Annotated in this window: 12 protein-coding genes; 5 read left to right on the top strand and 7 right to left on the bottom strand. The window is 49.7% G+C overall.

Translation table 11 applies throughout. The features are described 5' to 3' along the window. Positions 1-27 precede the first annotated feature (27 nt). From HUX64_RS11925 to HUX64_RS11910, 4 genes are all read right to left on the bottom strand, one after another. Positions 28-3,681, bottom strand: a complete 3,654-nt coding sequence (locus HUX64_RS11925) for an Eco57I restriction-modification methylase domain-containing protein (protein WP_174626455.1) — start codon at positions 3,679-3,681, stop codon at positions 28-30. A 65-nt stretch (positions 3,682-3,746) separates the two neighbouring features. Beyond that, complete coding sequence (vapC, locus tag HUX64_RS11920) at positions 3,747-4,136, bottom strand: type II toxin-antitoxin system VapC family toxin (protein ID WP_174626454.1); 390 nt, start codon at positions 4,134-4,136, stop codon at positions 3,747-3,749. Continuing rightward, positions 4,133-4,327, bottom strand: a complete 195-nt coding sequence (locus tag HUX64_RS11915; RefSeq protein ID WP_174626453.1) for a type II toxin-antitoxin system VapB family antitoxin — start codon at positions 4,325-4,327, stop codon at positions 4,133-4,135. Before HUX64_RS11915 ends, vapC begins: the two co-directional genes overlap by 4 nt. Before the next feature lie 88 nt (positions 4,328-4,415). Continuing rightward, positions 4,416-7,298: a DEAD/DEAH box helicase gene (locus HUX64_RS11910; protein WP_174626452.1), complete on the bottom strand. Its 2,883-nt coding sequence runs from the start codon at positions 7,296-7,298 to the stop codon at positions 4,416-4,418. A gap of 376 nt (positions 7,299-7,674) precedes the next feature. Between HUX64_RS11910 and HUX64_RS11905 the strand changes: the two genes are divergently transcribed. The 4 genes from HUX64_RS11905 to HUX64_RS11890 all read left to right on the top strand — a co-directional run bounded on the left by HUX64_RS11905 (position 7,675) and on the right by HUX64_RS11890 (position 13,166). Further along, entirely contained in the window at positions 7,675-8,532 is an 858-nt protein-coding gene (locus tag HUX64_RS11905) for an NADP-dependent methylenetetrahydromethanopterin/methylenetetrahydrofolate dehydrogenase (RefSeq protein ID WP_174626451.1), read from the top strand. A 37-nt stretch (positions 8,533-8,569) separates the two neighbouring features. Further along, positions 8,570-9,949, top strand: a complete 1,380-nt coding sequence (locus HUX64_RS11900; protein WP_174626450.1) for a glycerate kinase type-2 family protein — start codon at positions 8,570-8,572, stop codon at positions 9,947-9,949. Between the two features lie 35 nt (positions 9,950-9,984). Next, positions 9,985-11,238, top strand: coding sequence for a serine hydroxymethyltransferase (gene glyA, locus HUX64_RS11895; protein ID WP_174626449.1), 1,254 nt, complete (start codon positions 9,985-9,987; stop codon positions 11,236-11,238). A 254-nt stretch (positions 11,239-11,492) separates the two neighbouring features. Further along, positions 11,493-13,166, top strand: coding sequence for a formate--tetrahydrofolate ligase (locus HUX64_RS11890; RefSeq protein WP_174626448.1), 1,674 nt, complete (start codon positions 11,493-11,495; stop codon positions 13,164-13,166). A gap of 156 nt (positions 13,167-13,322) precedes the next feature. Here HUX64_RS11890 and HUX64_RS11885 read toward each other — a convergent pair whose 3' ends face one another. Together HUX64_RS11885 and HUX64_RS11880 are read right to left on the bottom strand one after the other, a co-directional pair. After that, on the bottom strand, positions 13,323-14,477 hold the full coding sequence (locus HUX64_RS11885) for a toxic anion resistance protein (protein ID WP_174626447.1): 1,155 nt from the start codon (positions 14,475-14,477) through the stop codon (positions 13,323-13,325). Positions 14,478-14,504: 27 nt separating this feature from the next. Then, positions 14,505-15,353, bottom strand: a complete 849-nt coding sequence (locus HUX64_RS11880; protein WP_174626446.1) for a 5-bromo-4-chloroindolyl phosphate hydrolysis family protein — start codon at positions 15,351-15,353, stop codon at positions 14,505-14,507. A 385-nt stretch (positions 15,354-15,738) separates the two neighbouring features. On the opposite strand from HUX64_RS11880, the gene HUX64_RS11875 reads away from it, so the two are divergent. Then, on the top strand, positions 15,739-16,380 hold the full coding sequence (locus HUX64_RS11875; protein ID WP_174626445.1) for a DUF2959 domain-containing protein: 642 nt from the start codon (positions 15,739-15,741) through the stop codon (positions 16,378-16,380). Positions 16,381-16,576: 196 nt separating this feature from the next. On the opposite strand, the gene HUX64_RS11870 is transcribed toward HUX64_RS11875, so the two are convergent. Then, complete coding sequence (locus HUX64_RS11870; RefSeq protein WP_174626444.1) at positions 16,577-16,840, bottom strand: hypothetical protein; 264 nt, start codon at positions 16,838-16,840, stop codon at positions 16,577-16,579. Positions 16,841-16,901 lie beyond the last annotated feature (61 nt).

Genomic DNA, 16,901 nt, shown 5'->3' with positions numbered 1-16,901 from the left:
TTGTGTCTGAAAAACGGAAATCAGTCATTAATTTCCAGCTTTAGCCATCGATTTCTCAACATTTCCGGTTTTCCAAAATTTAGTTCGGATTTTGGAGCAGTTTTCTGGGGCTGATGAAATATCCGGGTTAATGGTCTGCGGAATAAACAAATTAGCCAGATGTTGAAAATGTGCTGTGACGTTTACAGAGTAAATATTAATGCTAAATTTGGTGGCATGGTGAACTTCGGCGAACAAATCCATTTCATTATGAAACTGAAAATGCGCCCGCAATCGCGGGTAAATAGCCGCCCGAAACAAGCCGCCTTTCGGATCGTCATAAATGCCTTCGGGATGTAAAAAACCCGCCACGCCTTTTGGATTGTTCGCCATCCACGCCTGCGGCAAAAAGCATTTGTACAAATTGGTCTGAATGCCCTTCAACAGCGGGTAATTGACCTGGGCATTGAGAAAATTCTGCGCGCCTTCGGATTGTTCAAACTCGGCAAAATAATCGGCTTGCAGTTTCGGATAGCCGCTAAAGCTTTGTTCCCTGAGTTTATTCAACTGACTGGCGGAAAAGTTGCGCAGCACAAACAACGGATTGGCATCGCCCATGATGCCCGCTTCCTGCCATTCCACTTTCAGCCAGGGCGGGTTACCCAGAATCAGATCGAAACCGCCGTTATCAGCAAAAATATCGGCCAGTTCAAGTTCCCAATGAAAAAAATGGTATTGCTCCGCCAGCCGATTGGCAAGGTTTAAACGCGGGTTGTCGCGCAGGATTTTTTCAATGTCCAGTTGCCCGAAGCGGTCATTAAAATCCATCGTCAGTTGCTGCGGCAGGGTATCGGGGAACAACTCCGCCGTTTGCCCCGGTTCGGTAATCGGCTCCAGCGTGCCGCCCATCAGCAGCCAGTTGAGATCAAAAAAATACTGGTTTCTGTCCGGCAACAGCTCCGCCTGATTGATCGGCCAGAACCATAACGCGCACCAGTAATCCATCACCAGTTTTAGGCGGCGATAGGGCGAGGAGTTTTTCAGGTCTTTGGACTCGCGTTCCTGGGCCAGAATGCGGTCCTTTTGCGACAACAGGCTGCGTTGGGGGCGTTGGTCTTCCGGTTGTCCCCAGATATTAAAGGGATCGGTGGTTTTATCACGGATTCTGGCCTGATCGCGGCTATGCGCCTGCCAGAGTTCGTCGATTTTTCCGGAAAAGGTTTGCAGCTGTTTGATGTGTTCGGCGCTAAAGGCTTTGCAACTTTCCTTGCGCCAGTCATTAATGGTTTTTATGGCCTCCGTTGCCAGCCCTTTAACGACCTTGTCCTGATAGTGCGCCATGCCGGGATCGGGCAGCAGAAAATGGTAAATGCGCTTGCCGCGTTCGCTGAGCAGCGGTTGGTTGTTGTGATCGGTGGACGAGGTTTCGGCAAATAAGGCAGAGTCGTCATTCCGGCATGGATTGCCGGAATCCAGGGTACATGGATGTATATCAAACTTGTCATTCATAGCTTCACATCCCTGTGACTGGATTCCGGCCTCCCTGCCGGAATGACGGTTTAAGGGAGTATTCGCTTCTCTTAAACCATAAGGATTCAAGCGGCTGGGCGTTTGGTTAAACCAGAGCTGTTCCTTTTTGCTTTTATTCAACACATCGGGCGAAAATACCTGCCGCCTTGCGCCGATCAGCGAGTTGCCGTTGAACAACTGCAAGCCGAACCAGGGTACGAAGCCGCTTTTATGGATGGAGTTAAGCCATAACGAGACCTCGGCCAGTTCCACAGCAACCGGGTTCAAGTCGATGCCGAAGACATTGTTGTCGGCCAGGTACAGTTTGACCTTTTGCAGTTCGTCGGCATAGTTCTCATGCGCCAGGCGTTCGCCGCTTTCCTTTTCCTTGCGCTGAATATAGGCGGCGGCCAGTTGGTTAATGGCTTCGTTCAGGAACGCCGCCGAACCCATCGCGGGCTCCAGCACCTTGAGCCTGAGGATGTCGTCGGCGCTTTTATCCTGGAGTAATTCTTTCAGGGCGTATTTGACCAGGGCCTGAGTCAATACTTCCGGCGTGTAATACGAAGCCGATTTTTCCCGCTCCCGGCCGCTCATGCGGTAAATAAACGTGCCTTTGGAATAGACTTTAAAGCCGCCTTTTTCGTTGAGCGCGCGTTCCGCTTCGGTGTAATGTTTGAGTTCCGGCTCCGGCACAAAATAAGCCGAATCCAGTTCGTTGGGCTGGCTGCCGGCTTTTTTGACTTCGTATAAATCATGCGGAGCGAAGAAACCTTTGTACGATAACAGCGCTTCGTACACGGCGCCGAGCTGGTTAATGCCCAGCTGCGCGTATGATATGCGGCCCCGGCGTTGATATCGCCCGGAACCGGGCCGGGTCAGCGACATCAATTGAATGATTTGTTGCATCACCTGATTTGGAAAGCGCACGCGGTTTAAAGTCGGGGTGCTTTTCGGGTCGAATAAATGGCTTTTAAGCGGCGCGATGCTAAAAGCTTCGGCATCACCGCAGTAGGCGTGTAAGTCCTTATTCGGATGCGCATGAAAGCCCTGGTCAATCAACTCAAACATGAGTTGAATGCTGTCGCTGATATAAGTGCCTTGTTGCGCTTCTTCGGTGTGCAGCGGAGTCATTTCCAGATTACGCAACGATTCCAGACTGTAGCCTTTCAGGTAGGCGCTTGAGCTTTTTATAGGCACATAGTCCAGTTCCGGCCTGGCTTCGATGTAGAACAGAAACAGCAGTCTGTACATATAGCGCAGGCATTCGCGGCTAAGGTGAGCCGCCATGACTTCGGTATAAACCTTTTCCTTGCTCTGTTCCCGCCAGTAACGCATGGCTTCGTTGCCGAGCAACTCCACGCATTCGCGCAGGGCGAATTTTAAATCTTCGGAGACGGCGAAGGCGTGTTTATGGGCGTTTTCATCCAGACTGTCCATCAAACACAAGCCTTGCTCGGGTGTTAAATGGTCTTTGACCAATAAGGCCGTCATGGCTTTAAACGTACTGTCTTCGCGGCGGCCAAAGATTTCCGCCAGGTCGAATCGCAACAGGCGTTTTTCATGCCATTTGCTGCGGTCTATCAACAGCAGTTGCGCATCGCTTAGCAGTAAAATCCAGCGCGGCGGACGGTCAAGCCCGAAAATGACTTTGTTGATAAGGTCTTCAAGTCCTGGATTCAATAGCGCGGCCTGCGGCTCATGCCCGTAAAGCCATTGTTCCTTTTTAAGGGTGAGATTAAGCGGGTCGTCCTTGTCTTCTGCTGTATTCAGTGCGCCCAATACCCACAAAGCGGGGTTTGAGCCGTGCGCCACTTCGGCCAGTACCGGAATGTCGCCGGCATCGCCGAGGTTAAGCATGGCCGGCTGCCAGTGATAACCTAAAGCTGTGGTGAGTTTGGCGAAAAAGGCGTTTTGCAGTTGTAATCGGGATTGCAGGTCGCGGTCTTTTTCGAGCTGATTCTGCAATCTGAAAAAGTCTTGCGATAACGAACGCAGTCTTATCCACGGAGCGCATTGTTCGGCAAAGGGATCGCTTTTTTGTGACTCGGCTTTGACGGCTTCCCGGTAATTGTCTTCCATCGTCTGCCATTGGCTGAACGTGTCTTTGAGGTCGCCTTCGAAAATCGACGACAGATAGTGATGGCTGTAATATTCGTTTTCGTTGGTGATGCCGGTGAGGTCGAGCGACATGGCTTGTCCCTGGTAGTTATGGATTATTCCAGCAAGGTTTTTTTATTATTAAGCCTGATATTTCATTACACAGCTTGCAAACCCAAATATTGTTGGAAGGGTTGAAAATTCTTGTCTGAATGCAATAATGGTAATTCGTTTTCAATGCAGTAGGTAGCAATCATCGTATCGATGGTTTTTCGAATCGTAATGCCTTGTTTGCGCAGCTTTCTGAAATTTTCGGCGCTTTTTAAACTGAAGGCCATACCCAACATGGCATGAACAGGCAGGGAGCAGAGCAAAGTTTTTGCGGCTTGATAATCTTCGTCCTGCCTGAACCCTTGCAGCACCTCCGCCAGAATTAAATCTCCGGTGCATACCGGTTGCACGCCCAGCAAACCGTCCAGTTTTTTGGTCGCCAGCGTTTCCGTGCCGTTGAAATAGTCGATCCAGACGCTGGAATCGACCAGAATCATTGATCATTCCTCATTTTCTCCAAATCGCCTTCCCATTTTAATTTGCCTTTAAAGGCTTTAATGCCCTCTTGCTGCTTTAACATCAATAAGATTTTTAAACCGAGCTCCACCGCTTCGCGCTTGGATTTTATCCCGGTTGCTTTTAAAACATCGGCCATCAATGTGTCATCAATGATGATATTGGTTCGCATCGAATTCTCCATGTGTAAAAAATTACAAAATAATACACATTAAAACATCACTACTATTCCGATTCAATCCTGAAATCACTCTTCCGGATTATGCCTGGACAATGGCCGCGACAATCTGAATATAGGGCTGTTCTTCAGTGTTCATGGTTTCCTGTATCCATTGCCGGTACTCTTCGAAGCGGCTGCGAATGGCTTTGCTTTCTTCCTGATAGCGCTTTTCTTTAATTGCAGCCAGTTGCTCGCTGGTTTCGATGAAGAGATCGAGCTGGGCAAAATGTTTGTGCTCCAAGGTTTGGAGCTTCTCCAGTTGCGCGTTTAATTTAGGCCGGTTTTCCTGTTCAAAGGCTTTGCGGTAAAGGCTCATTTGCTGTTTGGTTTGTTTCACCACTTCAGGAAGTTGCGCTTTAAGTTGATTTAAAGCATTTGAAGTTTCGCCGGAATTAGGCAATCCCTGGGTTAAACCGGTGCGCTTAAGCACACTTTCCAGGTCATCAATGGTATTGAATTGTCCATTAATAAAGCCAATACCTAACCAGCACTGAATCAGCGGCTGTCCCTTTTGATTGGCAATCAGGCTGTAGGTGATATAAATCGCTTCGCCTTCAACCAATTTATCAGCCGCGACAATGACGGGAGCCTGCTGCCGTTTTAAACCGCTGGCTACTTTGTTGTTAAGCCACTGGAATACCGGATGCTGTTCCCAGAGATAATGCACAACAGGCCAGCTTTGCTCGGATTGCCGGCTTTCCTTAATGGCCGCTTCTATTGCCGTTTTTTCTGAAGACAGAATAAATTGGCCATTAGTCGGCCAGATTTCTTTGCTTAAATGTTTGAAGCGTTGTTCCAGACTGGCCGGTGCGGTAAATTCAATGCGTTGTTGTTTGGCGTTGGCTGCAAATTGAGTGATACGATCGCGCCTCTCCTTTTCCGCCAGGCGCTGTATGCCTTTAGCCAGATAATCAAAGTCAGAACTGAACAGGCTGGGGACAGTGCCGGTTTCCCTGAGAGGATCATCGGCGGCTTGGGTTTCAGTCGCAAACCAGTCTTCTGCAAATAAATCGAATGCTTCGGCCTTGGACTCCAGCTGTTGATCAAAATCGTCTGCCGCAACGCCATTTTCAATGGCTTGCGCGGTTATCATTTCTTCAGCGATGCTATCGTAAACGCCCATGAACACGGAAGGATCACCGATGTTTTTAATGGCTTGTTCGTCTTTTTCTATCAACACTTCCAGAATGCGATTGTCGCCTTTGATAACGTCATTGGCGCAATCGGTCATTAAATAGATAATATGCGGCAAGTATTCCTGTCCATAACGATCAATCCGGCCATTGCGTTGCTGGAAAACCATCAGCGACCAGGGAATATCAAAATGAATCATGCGATGACTGAGAAAATGCAGGTTGATCCCCTCGGAAGCCACATCAGAACAAAGCAACAGGCGCACAGGCTTGTTTTCCTGGCCGAAGTCTTCAACGATTCGTTGTTGTTCGGTGTCGGATAAACTGCCGTAAAGCACTTCAATTTGATTTTCTTTAAGTTTGAGGTCCAGCAACAAGCATTGCTGCAGGAAGCGTAAGGTCTCTATGCGCTCGGTAAATATCACTATTCGATCTTTGCTATCGTTAGGCTTCCAAACCAGGCCGTTCTGTTGATGGGTGATCGTTTTAAGGAGACACTGGTATTTGGAAAAATTGTCTGCGTTAATCTTCGCTAATAAGTCATCCAGGCAGATGAGTTGATCGCGGTCATTTTGATAGGCGGCTTCGAGTTTTTGCTCCAGAGTCTTTAGCCGGTTTTTAATGGTTTGCCTGCACGCCATCGGACTGGAGAATAGCGCTTTGGTCAGAGTGGTTTTGAACAGTAGGCCGGCGGATCGGATTTGATCTAGTTTGGCAAACTGAATTTCGGTTAAATAAGCAAATGCCGCCTGTTCTGACGCCGACGCCTGAGCCTTGATTTGTTGCGTTTTACGTTCTTTAAATTCGCGTTTCAGCTGACCAATGATGTCTTTTTTAAAGCGTCGAATCACCAGGCCTTTTTCGGCATAATCATCTTTACTGTAATCTTCAGTATTGGCGATTGCGGTTGCATCCAGCATGTTTAAAAGACTGGCAAAACTTTTTGCCCGGCCATCGTGCGGGGTAGCAGACAGCATGATTAATGTATCAGAGCGTGTGGACAGTAATCTTGCCAGACGGGCGCGCTGACTGCTGGCCGATCTTTCCGCAACATTATGCGCTTCGTCAATAACAATAATGTCCCAGTACGCGTTTTCCAGGTAATTCCGGTATTCGATGCCTTGTTTGAGGGAGTCCATCGAAACAATGGCTTTATCAAAATAAAAAAACGGATTATGATTCGACGGAATCTGATTTCTGACCCGCTGAATGCCGACCGAATCCAATCGTGTCAGCGGAATGGTAAAGCGATTCCAGAATTCTTTCTGGAATTGGGTGAGCATGGATTTAACGGCAACCACTAAAAGGCGCTTGCCTTTGCCTCGCCGCATGAGTTCCGAAACAAGAATGCCGGCTTCCAGGGTTTTGCCCAGGCCCACGGCATCCGCAATTAATATTCGTTGTCTTGGCTGATTTAAGGCCTGCAGCGTTGGCTGCATCTGATAGGGCACAATATCCATCGCCGCACGATGACCGAGATAAAGCTTGTTGTCCGTCGGCGGCGATTCTCTCAACAGGGCTTCTAAATAAAGCCTGCTATCAATAAAGCCATCGGATTGATCCTGAACGAATTCGGTGTCTTCGGGCTTTAGCACATTGATGCGGGTGCGGAATGTCGAATTATTATCCAGCTCGGTGAGAAATATGGCTTCCTTATCCTTTACAAGCTCGCTCAAGCCGATACAAGTGAGTTGCTGCCCGCCGCTTATTGTCAAATCAACCCGACGGACCAGCCATTCTTCATCTCTTAATTCAATTCTTGTACCCGGAGCGATAGTGGAATGGGTCATGAATTCATCCTTGATAAGGTTTTAGACATTTTGCCCGGCAGGCAGAGTTTGAGATCAAATCATCATCATGAGTATAGTTAAGTTTAAGCCTGGCTATAACAAAGGTTACGGTTTTTAATGCCTTTCATAATAACCGGCCTAAAAAATCTGCCCTTACTCTTTTACCTCGGTTCAGGATAGTGGTATACATGCGCTGCATAACAAGGCAATCAGCTATCCTGTTTTGAATTGGAACAATGAAGACTGCCTGCAAAAATCAGCCGCTAATGGTTTCGCTTAATAAAGCCCGCCTTAAGGCATGCTTCTGTTTATCGGCTATAATACGCCCTTCAATCTTCCCCTTGACGCATACATTAAACAACCCGCAGGTAAGTTAATGAAAAAATTGCTATTTCAATTCGATACCGACCCTCAGCCCTCGGCTTTTGATACTATTGTGGCCTATGATGGCGGCGCAGATCATGTAATAGGCTACGGAGGCTTGAGCCCGGAAAACGTCACTGCTCTGGTGGAAGGTACTATTTTTACCCGCACCCCCAAGGAGAAGAAAAATACTGCAATTTTTGTTGGCGGCAGCGACATGGCGGCCGGCCAGAAATTATTTAAGGCCGTGCAAAAGCATTTTTTCCCGGGCTTTCAGGTTTCTGTCATGCTCGATAGCAACGGCAGCAATACTACAGCTGCCGCAGCTGTTGCAAAACTGGCGTCCAGCGGCCGATTAGCCGGCAAAAAAGCGGTGATATTGGCCGGCACAGGACCGGTAGGTCAACGTGCCGCCGCCATGCTTGTTAAAGAGGGCGCAGAGGTTTCGTTGACATCCCGATACATGGAGCGTGCCGTAACAGCTTGCGGTGAAATTAAATCGCGCTTTGGCGTTGACCTTACTCCCGTTGAAGCATTTGATAATAATGCCCGGGCCAAAGCCATCGAAAACGCCCAGATTGTTTTCGCAACCGGGGCCGCAGGAGTGGAACTGCTCACGGCAGACCAATGGCAGCATAATAAAACTATCGAAATGCTGGCTGATGCGAACGCTACTCCTCCTCTCGGCATCGGCGGCATAGAAGTAATGGACAAAGGTAATGAACGCGATGGCAAAATTATCTGGGGCGCCATCGGTTTTGGCGTCTTGAAGCTGGCCTTGCATCGCGCCTGCATTGCGAAATTATTTGAAGACAATAAACAGGTTTTTGATGCAGAAAATATCTTTGCCCTGGCCAAAGAAATGGCATAATCAACCACGGCTGTTACACAATCGGATATGAGCGCTTATGCAAGCTACAGATCCCGCATCAACCAATACAATAAAAAAAGATGCTCGCAGTATTTTGCAGGCAGGCATAGCCGCAGCCGATCCTTATAAAGCCGTTAAGCGATGCCTTATTGTCAATGAGGATCATATTGAAATTCTGTTAAATCTGGACAATCCTGAGCAAAAACGCCTGGGCCGGTGGTCAAATGTCCATCTTATCGCTTTTGGCAAAGCTGCCTGCGCCATGGCGCGGGCGGCCTCGGAAATCATTCCCGCGCATCTTCTGGCAGATAATAGTATTGCCGTTACCAATTATGAGAATGAATGCGTCATTGATAATATCGAGGTTATCGGAGCGGGTCATCCTTTGCCTGATCAAGCCGGTTTAAAGGCTGCAAAGAAATGCGCTGACATTGCCCGCCGCGCGCAAAAGGATGAACTGGTGCTGGTGCTGATCAGCGGCGGCGGTTCCGCATTGCTTCCCTACCCCGCTGACCGCATTACTCTTCAGGAAAAAATTGCCGCCACCGATTTGCTATTGGCTTCCGGCGCCAACATCAACCAGATCAACTGCGTACGCAAACATGTGTCCCGGATAAAAGGCGGCGGCCTGGCCGGAATCGCGCAACCCGCCGCTTTACATGCGCTGGTTTTATCAGATGTGCTGGGCAATGATGTAAGCGCTATCGCCAGCGGCCCTACCGTTCCTGACACTACCACTTACGCCGATGCCGTTGAGATTTTAAAATCCAGAGGCGTCTGGGACAGGGTAGCGGCTAACGTTCAGGATTATCTGGAACAGGGCAAACGAGGCAGTGTGCCGGAAACACCCAAACCCGGCGACGAGGCTTTTAAAAATTCCTCGTATACCTTAATAGGAAGCAATGCCCTCAGTGTTAAAGCCGTTATGAAGGCGGCAAGGAAGCACGGGTACGAGGCCAGGTTATACAGCGATAAGCTGGGCGGCGAAGCAAGAGAAGAAGCTGAAAAACTGGTAATATACGCTAAAGCACAGATTGAAAAAGGCCTACTAAAGCCTGTTGCCTTTTTAGCGGGCGGTGAAACGACCGTCACCCTGAAAGGCAAGGGCTTAGGCGGCCGTAATCAGGAGTTCGCGCTGGCTTTTGCCTGCGCCGCTCAAAAACATGGGCTAACAGGAAACTGGACATTTCTCAGCGGCGGCACTGACGGCCGTGACGGCCCAACAGATGCGGCAGGCGGAATGGTCGACAGGGGTACGCTGCACCGAATAACCGAAGCAGGCGTTAATCCCGCAGTAGCCCTTGAAAACAACGATTCCTATACCGCCTTGAAAAGTTCACAGGATTTATTGTTTACCGGACCTACCGGCACTAATGTAGCTGACTTGCAGATATTACTCATCCATCCGGACTTTTGAATACACTACAGAATCAATCCAAAGCAGGAGACACAATGTTTAAAAACTCAATGACCATCAAAAGCTTCGATGAGGAATTATTTCAGGCCCTGGAAGAAGAGCGTAACCGCCAGGAAGATCATATCGAACTGATTGCCTCTGAAAACTACGCCAGCCCGCGGGTTCTGGAAGCGCAGGGCACGCTCTTGACCAACAAGTACGCCGAAGGCTATCCCGGTAAACGCTATTACGGCGGCTGTGAATTTGTTGATAAAGTCGAACAACTGGCCATAGACCGCGCTAGGGAATTGTTTGGCGCCGATTACGCCAATGTGCAGCCGCATTCAGGCTCGCAAGCCAATATGGCCGTATTCATGGCGTTAATCCAGCCCGGTGATACCATACTGGGCTTAAGCCTTGCCGACGGCGGCCATTTAACCCACGGCGCCAAACCCAATTTCTCCGGTAAACTCTATCATGCTGTCCAGTATGGGTTAAACCCGGCAACGGGTTATATTGATTACGAGCAAGTCGAGGCGCTGGCGCTCGAACACAGACCCAAGATGATTGTTGCAGGCTTTTCCGCCTATTCGCGCATTATGGACTGGGCTCGCTTTAGAAGAATCGCCGATAAAGCAGGGGCCTACTTATTCGTTGATATCGCGCATGTGGCGGGTTTAATCTCGGCAGGGCTTTATCCAAACCCGATACCTTACGCTGACGTAGTTACCAGCACCACGCATAAATCATTACGCGGTCCGCGCGGCGGCATCATTCTGTGCAAAAGCAATCCTGACCTGGAGAAAAAATTCGACTCCACTATTTTCCCCGGCATTCAGGGCGGGCCTTTAATGCATGTTATTGCCGCTAAAGCCGTTGCTTTCAAGGAAGCCTTGCAGCCGGAATTCCGCATTTACCAACAGCAGGTTGTCAAAAATGCTCAGGTAATGGCCGGGGTTTTCATGAAACGCGGCTTTGACGTGGTTTCAGGCGGCACCGACAATCATCTGATGCTGGTTTCCCTGGTTCCCAAAGGCATTACCGGCAAAGCAGCTGATGCTGCGCTAGGCAGAGCCCATATCACCGTCAACAAGAATGCGGTGCCCAATGATCCGCAATCTCCCTTTGTAACCAGCGGCATTCGCGTAGGCACGCCGGCGCCGACAACGCGGGGGCTCAAAGAAGATCAGATGTCGGAAATCGCTCACTTGATGTGTGACGTTATGGAAAACATGGAGGACGAAAGAGTGATTAGCGCAGTGCGCGAAAAAGTCAGCTTTCTGTGCTCGCGATTCCCTGTTTACCGTTAATGCAGCAAAGGCTTTATGCCTTGACGTGTTTTAATCTGAAATCCATTCGCCTCGCCGTTTTTAAACTCCGGCCTGAAGGCTGCAGAGCGCCTGCAGCCGGCGCCGCTTCGTTGCTGCCACTGGTAAAGATGGTGACGGGGTAGTGGCCTTGCCCTGATCCGTGGCTATTATCCCCAAGGCATGTTTGCTTATTGCTTCAACAATAACTGTTTGTTCAGCACTTTTAAATTACTCCCTAAAAATCAGGAGACCCTATGTCGGACATAGAAATTGCGCAAAAGGCCCATATGAAACCTATTATCGGGCTGGCTAAGGAACACTATGGCATTGACGCCATACACCTTGATCCCTATGGCCATTATAAAGCCAAATTGTCGCTGGAGTATGTCAATAGTCTGGCCGGTAAAAAAGACGGCAAACTGATTCTCGTGACAGCGATCAGCCCTACGCCTGCAGGCGAAGGCAAGACCACAACAACAGTAGGCCTGGGCGATGCCATGAATCGTATCGGCAAAAAAACCATACTGTGCCTGCGCGAGCCGTCCCTGGGCCCGTGTTTCGGTGTAAAGGGCGGAGCCGCAGGCGGCGGTTATTCCCAGGTGGTTCCCATGGAAGACATTAATCTGCATTTTACCGGCGACTTTCACGCTATCGGCGTCGCGCACAATCTTTTATCCGCGCTGATTGACAACCACATCAATCACGGCAATGCCCTGGACATAGACCCCAGGCGCATCCAGTGGAAACGCGTGGTTGATATGAACGACCGGGCTCTGCGCAACATAATAGTCGGCATGGGCGGCCCCGCTAACGGCTATTTGCGCGAGGACGGCTATGACATCGTGGTTGCTTCCGAAGTCATGGCTATACTTTGTCTGGCCACCAGCCGGGCCGATCTTAAAGAACGCCTTGGGCGCATCGTCATCGGTTATAAATCCGATAAGGTTACGCCTGTTTACGCCAGCGATCTGAAAGCTCAGGGCTCGATGGCGGCATTATTGAAAGATGCGATCAAGCCCAACCTTGTACAAACCCTGGAAAACAACATTGCCTTTATTCACGGCGGACCGTTCGCCAATATTGCCCACGGCTGCAACACAGTAACAGCAACCAGGACCGCATTAAAACTGGCTGATTATGTCATCACAGAAGCAGGTTTCGGCGCCGATCTTGGCGCTGAAAAATTCATTGACATCAAATGCCGCATGGCCGGATTAAAGCCCTCCGCCGTGGTTCTGGTCGCAACGGCAAGAGCGCTGAAATTTCACGGCGGTGTTGCCAAGGAGGATTTAAGCCGGGAAAATCTTGCCGCTCTGGAAAAAGGTTTTGAAAATCTTGAACGCCATCTAAACAACATAACCACTTACTACGGCCTGCCTTGCGTCATCTGTATCAACCACTTCACCTTTGATACCGAGGCCGAAATCGCTTTACTGAAGCAAAAATGCGCTGCGCTGGGGGCAAAATGCGTAGTTTCCAGGCACTGGGCGGAAGGCGGCGCAGGGGCCGAAGAACTGGCCAGAGAAGTCGTTAATATCGTCGACAACCGGGAACCCGGCTTCAAATATGTCTATGATGAGAACCTCGGTCTTTGGGATAAAATCGCAGCAATCGCCACTACGTTATACGGTGCAGGCGGCATTACTGCTAGCGCCAAGGTTAAAGCCCAGCTAGCGGCATGGGAGGCGGATTACGGCAAGTTCCCGATCTGCATAGCAAAAACCCAAATGTCATTCTCAACCAACCCGAATCTTAAAGGCGCGCCTTCGGGACACACGGTGGAAATTAGTGAGGTCAGGCTGGCGAACGGCGCAGGTTTTATAGTCGCCATCGCAGGCGATATGATGACTATGCCGGGCTTGCCCAAAGTGCCGGCGGCAGAAAGAATCGATATTGATGATGATGGCAAGGTAACCGGCTTGTTTTAATTGCTCTTCGGATTCAACCGGAAATTGTTAACGCCTCTTCTGCGTGATTTCGGCCAATCGTTTCAACCCTTGCGCAAAGAGGCTTAGCTGCTTTAATCACCATAACCACTGTTGTGCGCCAGTTTTACGCTTATCAAATCTATCAAAAAATCCGCGTTAGATGGTGGACTTTGCCTGCGCCGAAGCCAGGGTAAGGCGCAGTTCGGTTTCGCATTGCTCGAGTTGCGCGACCGCTTCCTTGCGCATTTTCTTGCCCTGATCGGCGATCTGCAGGCTTTCCTCTATCGTCGCGATCAGCGCGTCATTGGCTTTCTTGACCGTCTCGATATCGAACACGCCGCGTTCCAGCTGTTTGCGGGTTTCGGCATTGGCCAGCTTCAGGTTCTCGGCGTTTGCGGCCAGCAGCTCATTGGTCAGATCGGTCGCGGCCCTGACCGTTTCCGCTGCCTGCGAGGAGCGATAAATGGTCACTGCCGTCGCCAGTTGCTGACGCCACAGCGGCACTGTGTTGACAATGGTCGAATTGATCTTGTTGACCAGGCCTTTATCGTTTTCCTGCACAAGACGAATACCGGGCAGGCTTTGCATCGACACCTGCCGGGTCAGCCGCAAGTCATGTACGCGCCGCTCCAGGTCATCCCGGGCGGCGCGCAGATCGCGAAGGTTTTGCGCGGCGATGACTTCGGTGCCGGCTTCGGCTTGCCGGGCCTGCTCGGGAATGACAACATCATCGAGTTCGCGCAGTTTTTCTTCGCCGGCGGCGATATAATCCTCCAGCGTATGGAAGTAGTCCAGGTTGGCCTGATAAAGGCGGTCCAGCGAAATGATGTCGGTCAGCAAACCGGTTTTGTGCCGCTCCAGCTTGTCGGTAATGGTATCGATCTGTTTGCGCACTTCCTCGTATTGCTGCAGGAACTTGACAACCGGTTTGGCCCGGCCCAGCATCCGGTCGAAAATACCCTGTTTCTTGTTTGGATCGAGGTCGTCGACCTCGAAACCGCGTATCGTGGCCACCATTGCGCTCAAATCATCGCCGGCCGGCCCTATTTCCTTGTTTTTGACGCCATCCAGCATGCGGTCGGAAATCGTGGTCAACTGCGCCTGCGCCTTGCTGCCGAAAAAGAGGATCGATTGCGTGTTGCTGACATCGATTTCATTCAGCAACTGCTGCACACGCAGCTGTCTCTCCTTTGGCACTTCGGCCAGCGGGGCCATCTCGGCTTTTACGCCGGGGACTATTTCTTTGAACGCTAAACTATCGGCCGTGCTGGTCTTCGTTTGAGTCGTCGTGGACGCCTGCTGTTCACTCATGTTTAAATCCTCTATAGTGTAATGACATCAAAGGATGCCTTCCCGTTTGAGCTGCGTATTTAATACTTCGATTTTTACATCCAGATCGAAAAGATCTTCTTCCAGCAGTTTTTGATGCTGTTCCTGAAAGGTCGATTCAATGGTTTCCAGCACATTGCGGAAATTCTGTTCCAATTCGCCGGCCTGAGTTTGGGGGTGGGTTTTGGCGTAACCTTCAGTCACCTGCCGGGCGCCGTCCAGATAGACATTAAGAAACTTGCGCGCCCGGCGAAAATCGCGAGGATCGGCCTCAATCTCCGCCAGAATATTGTCGGCAATCTCGCAAATGCGTTCGATGCGCCGGTTTAACTCGCTATTGCGAATCCGGTCGTTCGCCTGTTCGATACTGCGGACGATGCGCGACGAATCCTCGAGAGCCTGCCGGATTTCATCTCCGGCATAGCCATGGACAGCGGGTATTTTCTTTTCCTCCTGCGGATCGAAGCCGTACCTCAGATACATGCCCAGAAAGGCCCCGCCGGCAAACATCAGCCCTACCGGCAGCGAATGTCCAGCGCCTAGCCAGGCGATCATGCCGGTCGACAGCGCTGTGATGATGGCCGCTATCATTTTAAGCGGCGGTCCAGGCGGGCGGGCAATACGGCTATTGGCGTAAACATACTCGGCCTGGAATCCCCTGCGCAAAAACCAGGCGGCCGCCATATATAAGGTAAAACCGGCGGCATTGACCAAAACGCCCAGCACATGGCCTTTTGCCAGGGCGATAAAGGTCGCCGGAATCAGCGCGATCGGCAGGAAATAAAGCAGCAGGCCCCGCGGGGAATAGCGTTGCCAGATATCGGCGAGAAACCGTCTGGTTTTCCTAAAATTGTTCATTATTCCGCCTGCGAGCCGCTGCTTAAAGAGGCCTTAGCAGAATAGCTTGAACTTGATGGCTCAGGCTCGGCCTTTACCATCGATTGGCAGGTCGCAAGAGCAATCGTTACAACCAAGACGATAAAACCGAGCAAGCTGCGTAATAATCCGTGCATCGTTTTCAACTCCCATCAGAATTAATTGAGTCTTCATTATCCACCACGCTCTTACATCTGTAAAACAATGCAGGAACCGTTCTGAGACCCAGTTAAGCAACCTGAGTTTCCAGCTATGAGGATATCGATTTCAAATTTTCAGCGTTGGTTCAACGACTGTATTTATAATGCCGCTTATCGACACTGTTGTTTATGCTATAAATGCTTCAAAACTGCCACTGGAGATTTTAATGAACTACTTGCAGATGCTATTTTTGTCTTTGATTTTTAGCCTAAGCGCCTGTTCCAGCATCTATTACAGCGGCCTGGAAAAAATAGGAATCCCTAAGCGGGAAGTGATGGTCTATCGGGTTGAAAAAGCACGGGACACCCAGGAAGAAACGAAAGAACAATTCAAATCCGCCCTGGATCAGTTTACAGCTGTCACTAATTTCAAAGGCGGCGATCTGGAAGCGACTTATAACAAGCTAAACCGTGAGTATGAGGCCAGTGTTAATAAAGCAGATGAAGTCAAGCAGCGCATCAGGGATATTGAAGATGTATCGGAAGCCTTATTCAGTGAATGGGAAAATGAACTAACGCAATACAGCAGCGCTACTCTCAAACGCAGCAGTCAAAATAAGCTCAATCAAACCAAAATTCAATATAAACAATTGATTACGGCCATGAAGCGTGCTGAATCAAAAATCAAACCTATTCTGGCGGTTTTTAAAGACCAAGTGATGTTTATGAAGCATAATCTCAATGCCCAAGCCATTGCTTCTCTGAAAACCGAATTGGGTTCAATAAAAACAGATGTTTCAAACCTGATTGCTGCTATGGAAAAGTCCATTAATGAAGCCAATGCCTTTATCAAAACGATGGAAAAGTAAAAATTACCCCATTTTTGATAATTTGACCGGGAACCGCACAAACCCAGCAAAGCCGTGAAAAAGGAAGGGCATTTTTTCGACCACTTCCGGGCTATTTACCGGAATTTTTAATTATTCCCGGAGTTTTAAATAAACCGGTGGCGGGCTTTGGGTTCTTTCAACGTCTCGCACCCTGCGTGGCTGTAATGTGAAAAAATCAGGCCAGTTCGAGGCCGATTATTTCCCCCGGCTCATTTATTTTCAACCGCAAACGGCCATAACAGGATTTCTGATCGCACTGACAACCGGAGCCTTCCATGATGCTTTCGAGAAAAGTCACATAGATCAATAGATTATCGGGTTGCCGCTCGATGATTTCATAGTGGATCGACTCGTTGATGATCCAGCCGTTCTGGCTGCAAAAGGCGCTCAGCTCCTTACAATTTTGCAGCAGATGGGTAATGGCCAGAGCTTCAAGCATGGACTTGTACCTCTTTTTGTGCGGGTTCATTGGCGCTGTGCGCGTGTTCGGGGGAAACATC

Origin of the sequence: Candidatus Methylobacter favarea (assembly GCF_902806695.1) — a bacterium.
In the GTDB taxonomy this organism is placed as follows: Bacteria; Pseudomonadota; Gammaproteobacteria; order Methylococcales; family Methylomonadaceae; genus Methylobacter_B; species Methylobacter_B favarea.
Note: the sequence above shows the minus strand (reverse complement) of the source record. Positions and strands in the feature narration are given on the sequence as shown.

Excerpts from the sequence above, each read along its gene's own strand:
- HUX64_RS11925 (WP_174626455.1), bottom strand. The coding sequence starts at position 3,681 with ATGTCGCTCGACCTCACCGGCATCACCAACGAAAACGAATATTACAGC.
- vapC (WP_174626454.1), bottom strand. The coding sequence starts at position 4,136 with ATGATTCTGGTCGATTCCAGCGTCTGGATCGACTATTTCAACGGCACG.
- HUX64_RS11915 (WP_174626453.1), bottom strand. The coding sequence starts at position 4,327 with ATGCGAACCAATATCATCATTGATGACACATTGATGGCCGATGTTTTA.
- HUX64_RS11910 (WP_174626452.1), bottom strand. The coding sequence starts at position 7,298 with ATGACCCATTCCACTATCGCTCCGGGTACAAGAATTGAATTAAGAGAT.
- HUX64_RS11905 (WP_174626451.1), top strand. The coding sequence starts at position 7,675 with ATGAAAAAATTGCTATTTCAATTCGATACCGACCCTCAGCCCTCGGCT.
- HUX64_RS11900 (WP_174626450.1), top strand. The coding sequence starts at position 8,570 with ATGCAAGCTACAGATCCCGCATCAACCAATACAATAAAAAAAGATGCT.
- glyA (WP_174626449.1), top strand. The coding sequence starts at position 9,985 with ATGTTTAAAAACTCAATGACCATCAAAAGCTTCGATGAGGAATTATTT.
- HUX64_RS11890 (WP_174626448.1), top strand. The coding sequence starts at position 11,493 with ATGTCGGACATAGAAATTGCGCAAAAGGCCCATATGAAACCTATTATC.
- HUX64_RS11885 (WP_174626447.1), bottom strand. The coding sequence starts at position 14,477 with ATGAGTGAACAGCAGGCGTCCACGACGACTCAAACGAAGACCAGCACG.
- HUX64_RS11880 (WP_174626446.1), bottom strand. The coding sequence starts at position 15,353 with ATGAACAATTTTAGGAAAACCAGACGGTTTCTCGCCGATATCTGGCAA.
- HUX64_RS11875 (WP_174626445.1), top strand. The coding sequence starts at position 15,739 with ATGAACTACTTGCAGATGCTATTTTTGTCTTTGATTTTTAGCCTAAGC.
- HUX64_RS11870 (WP_174626444.1), bottom strand. The coding sequence starts at position 16,840 with ATGCTTGAAGCTCTGGCCATTACCCATCTGCTGCAAAATTGTAAGGAG.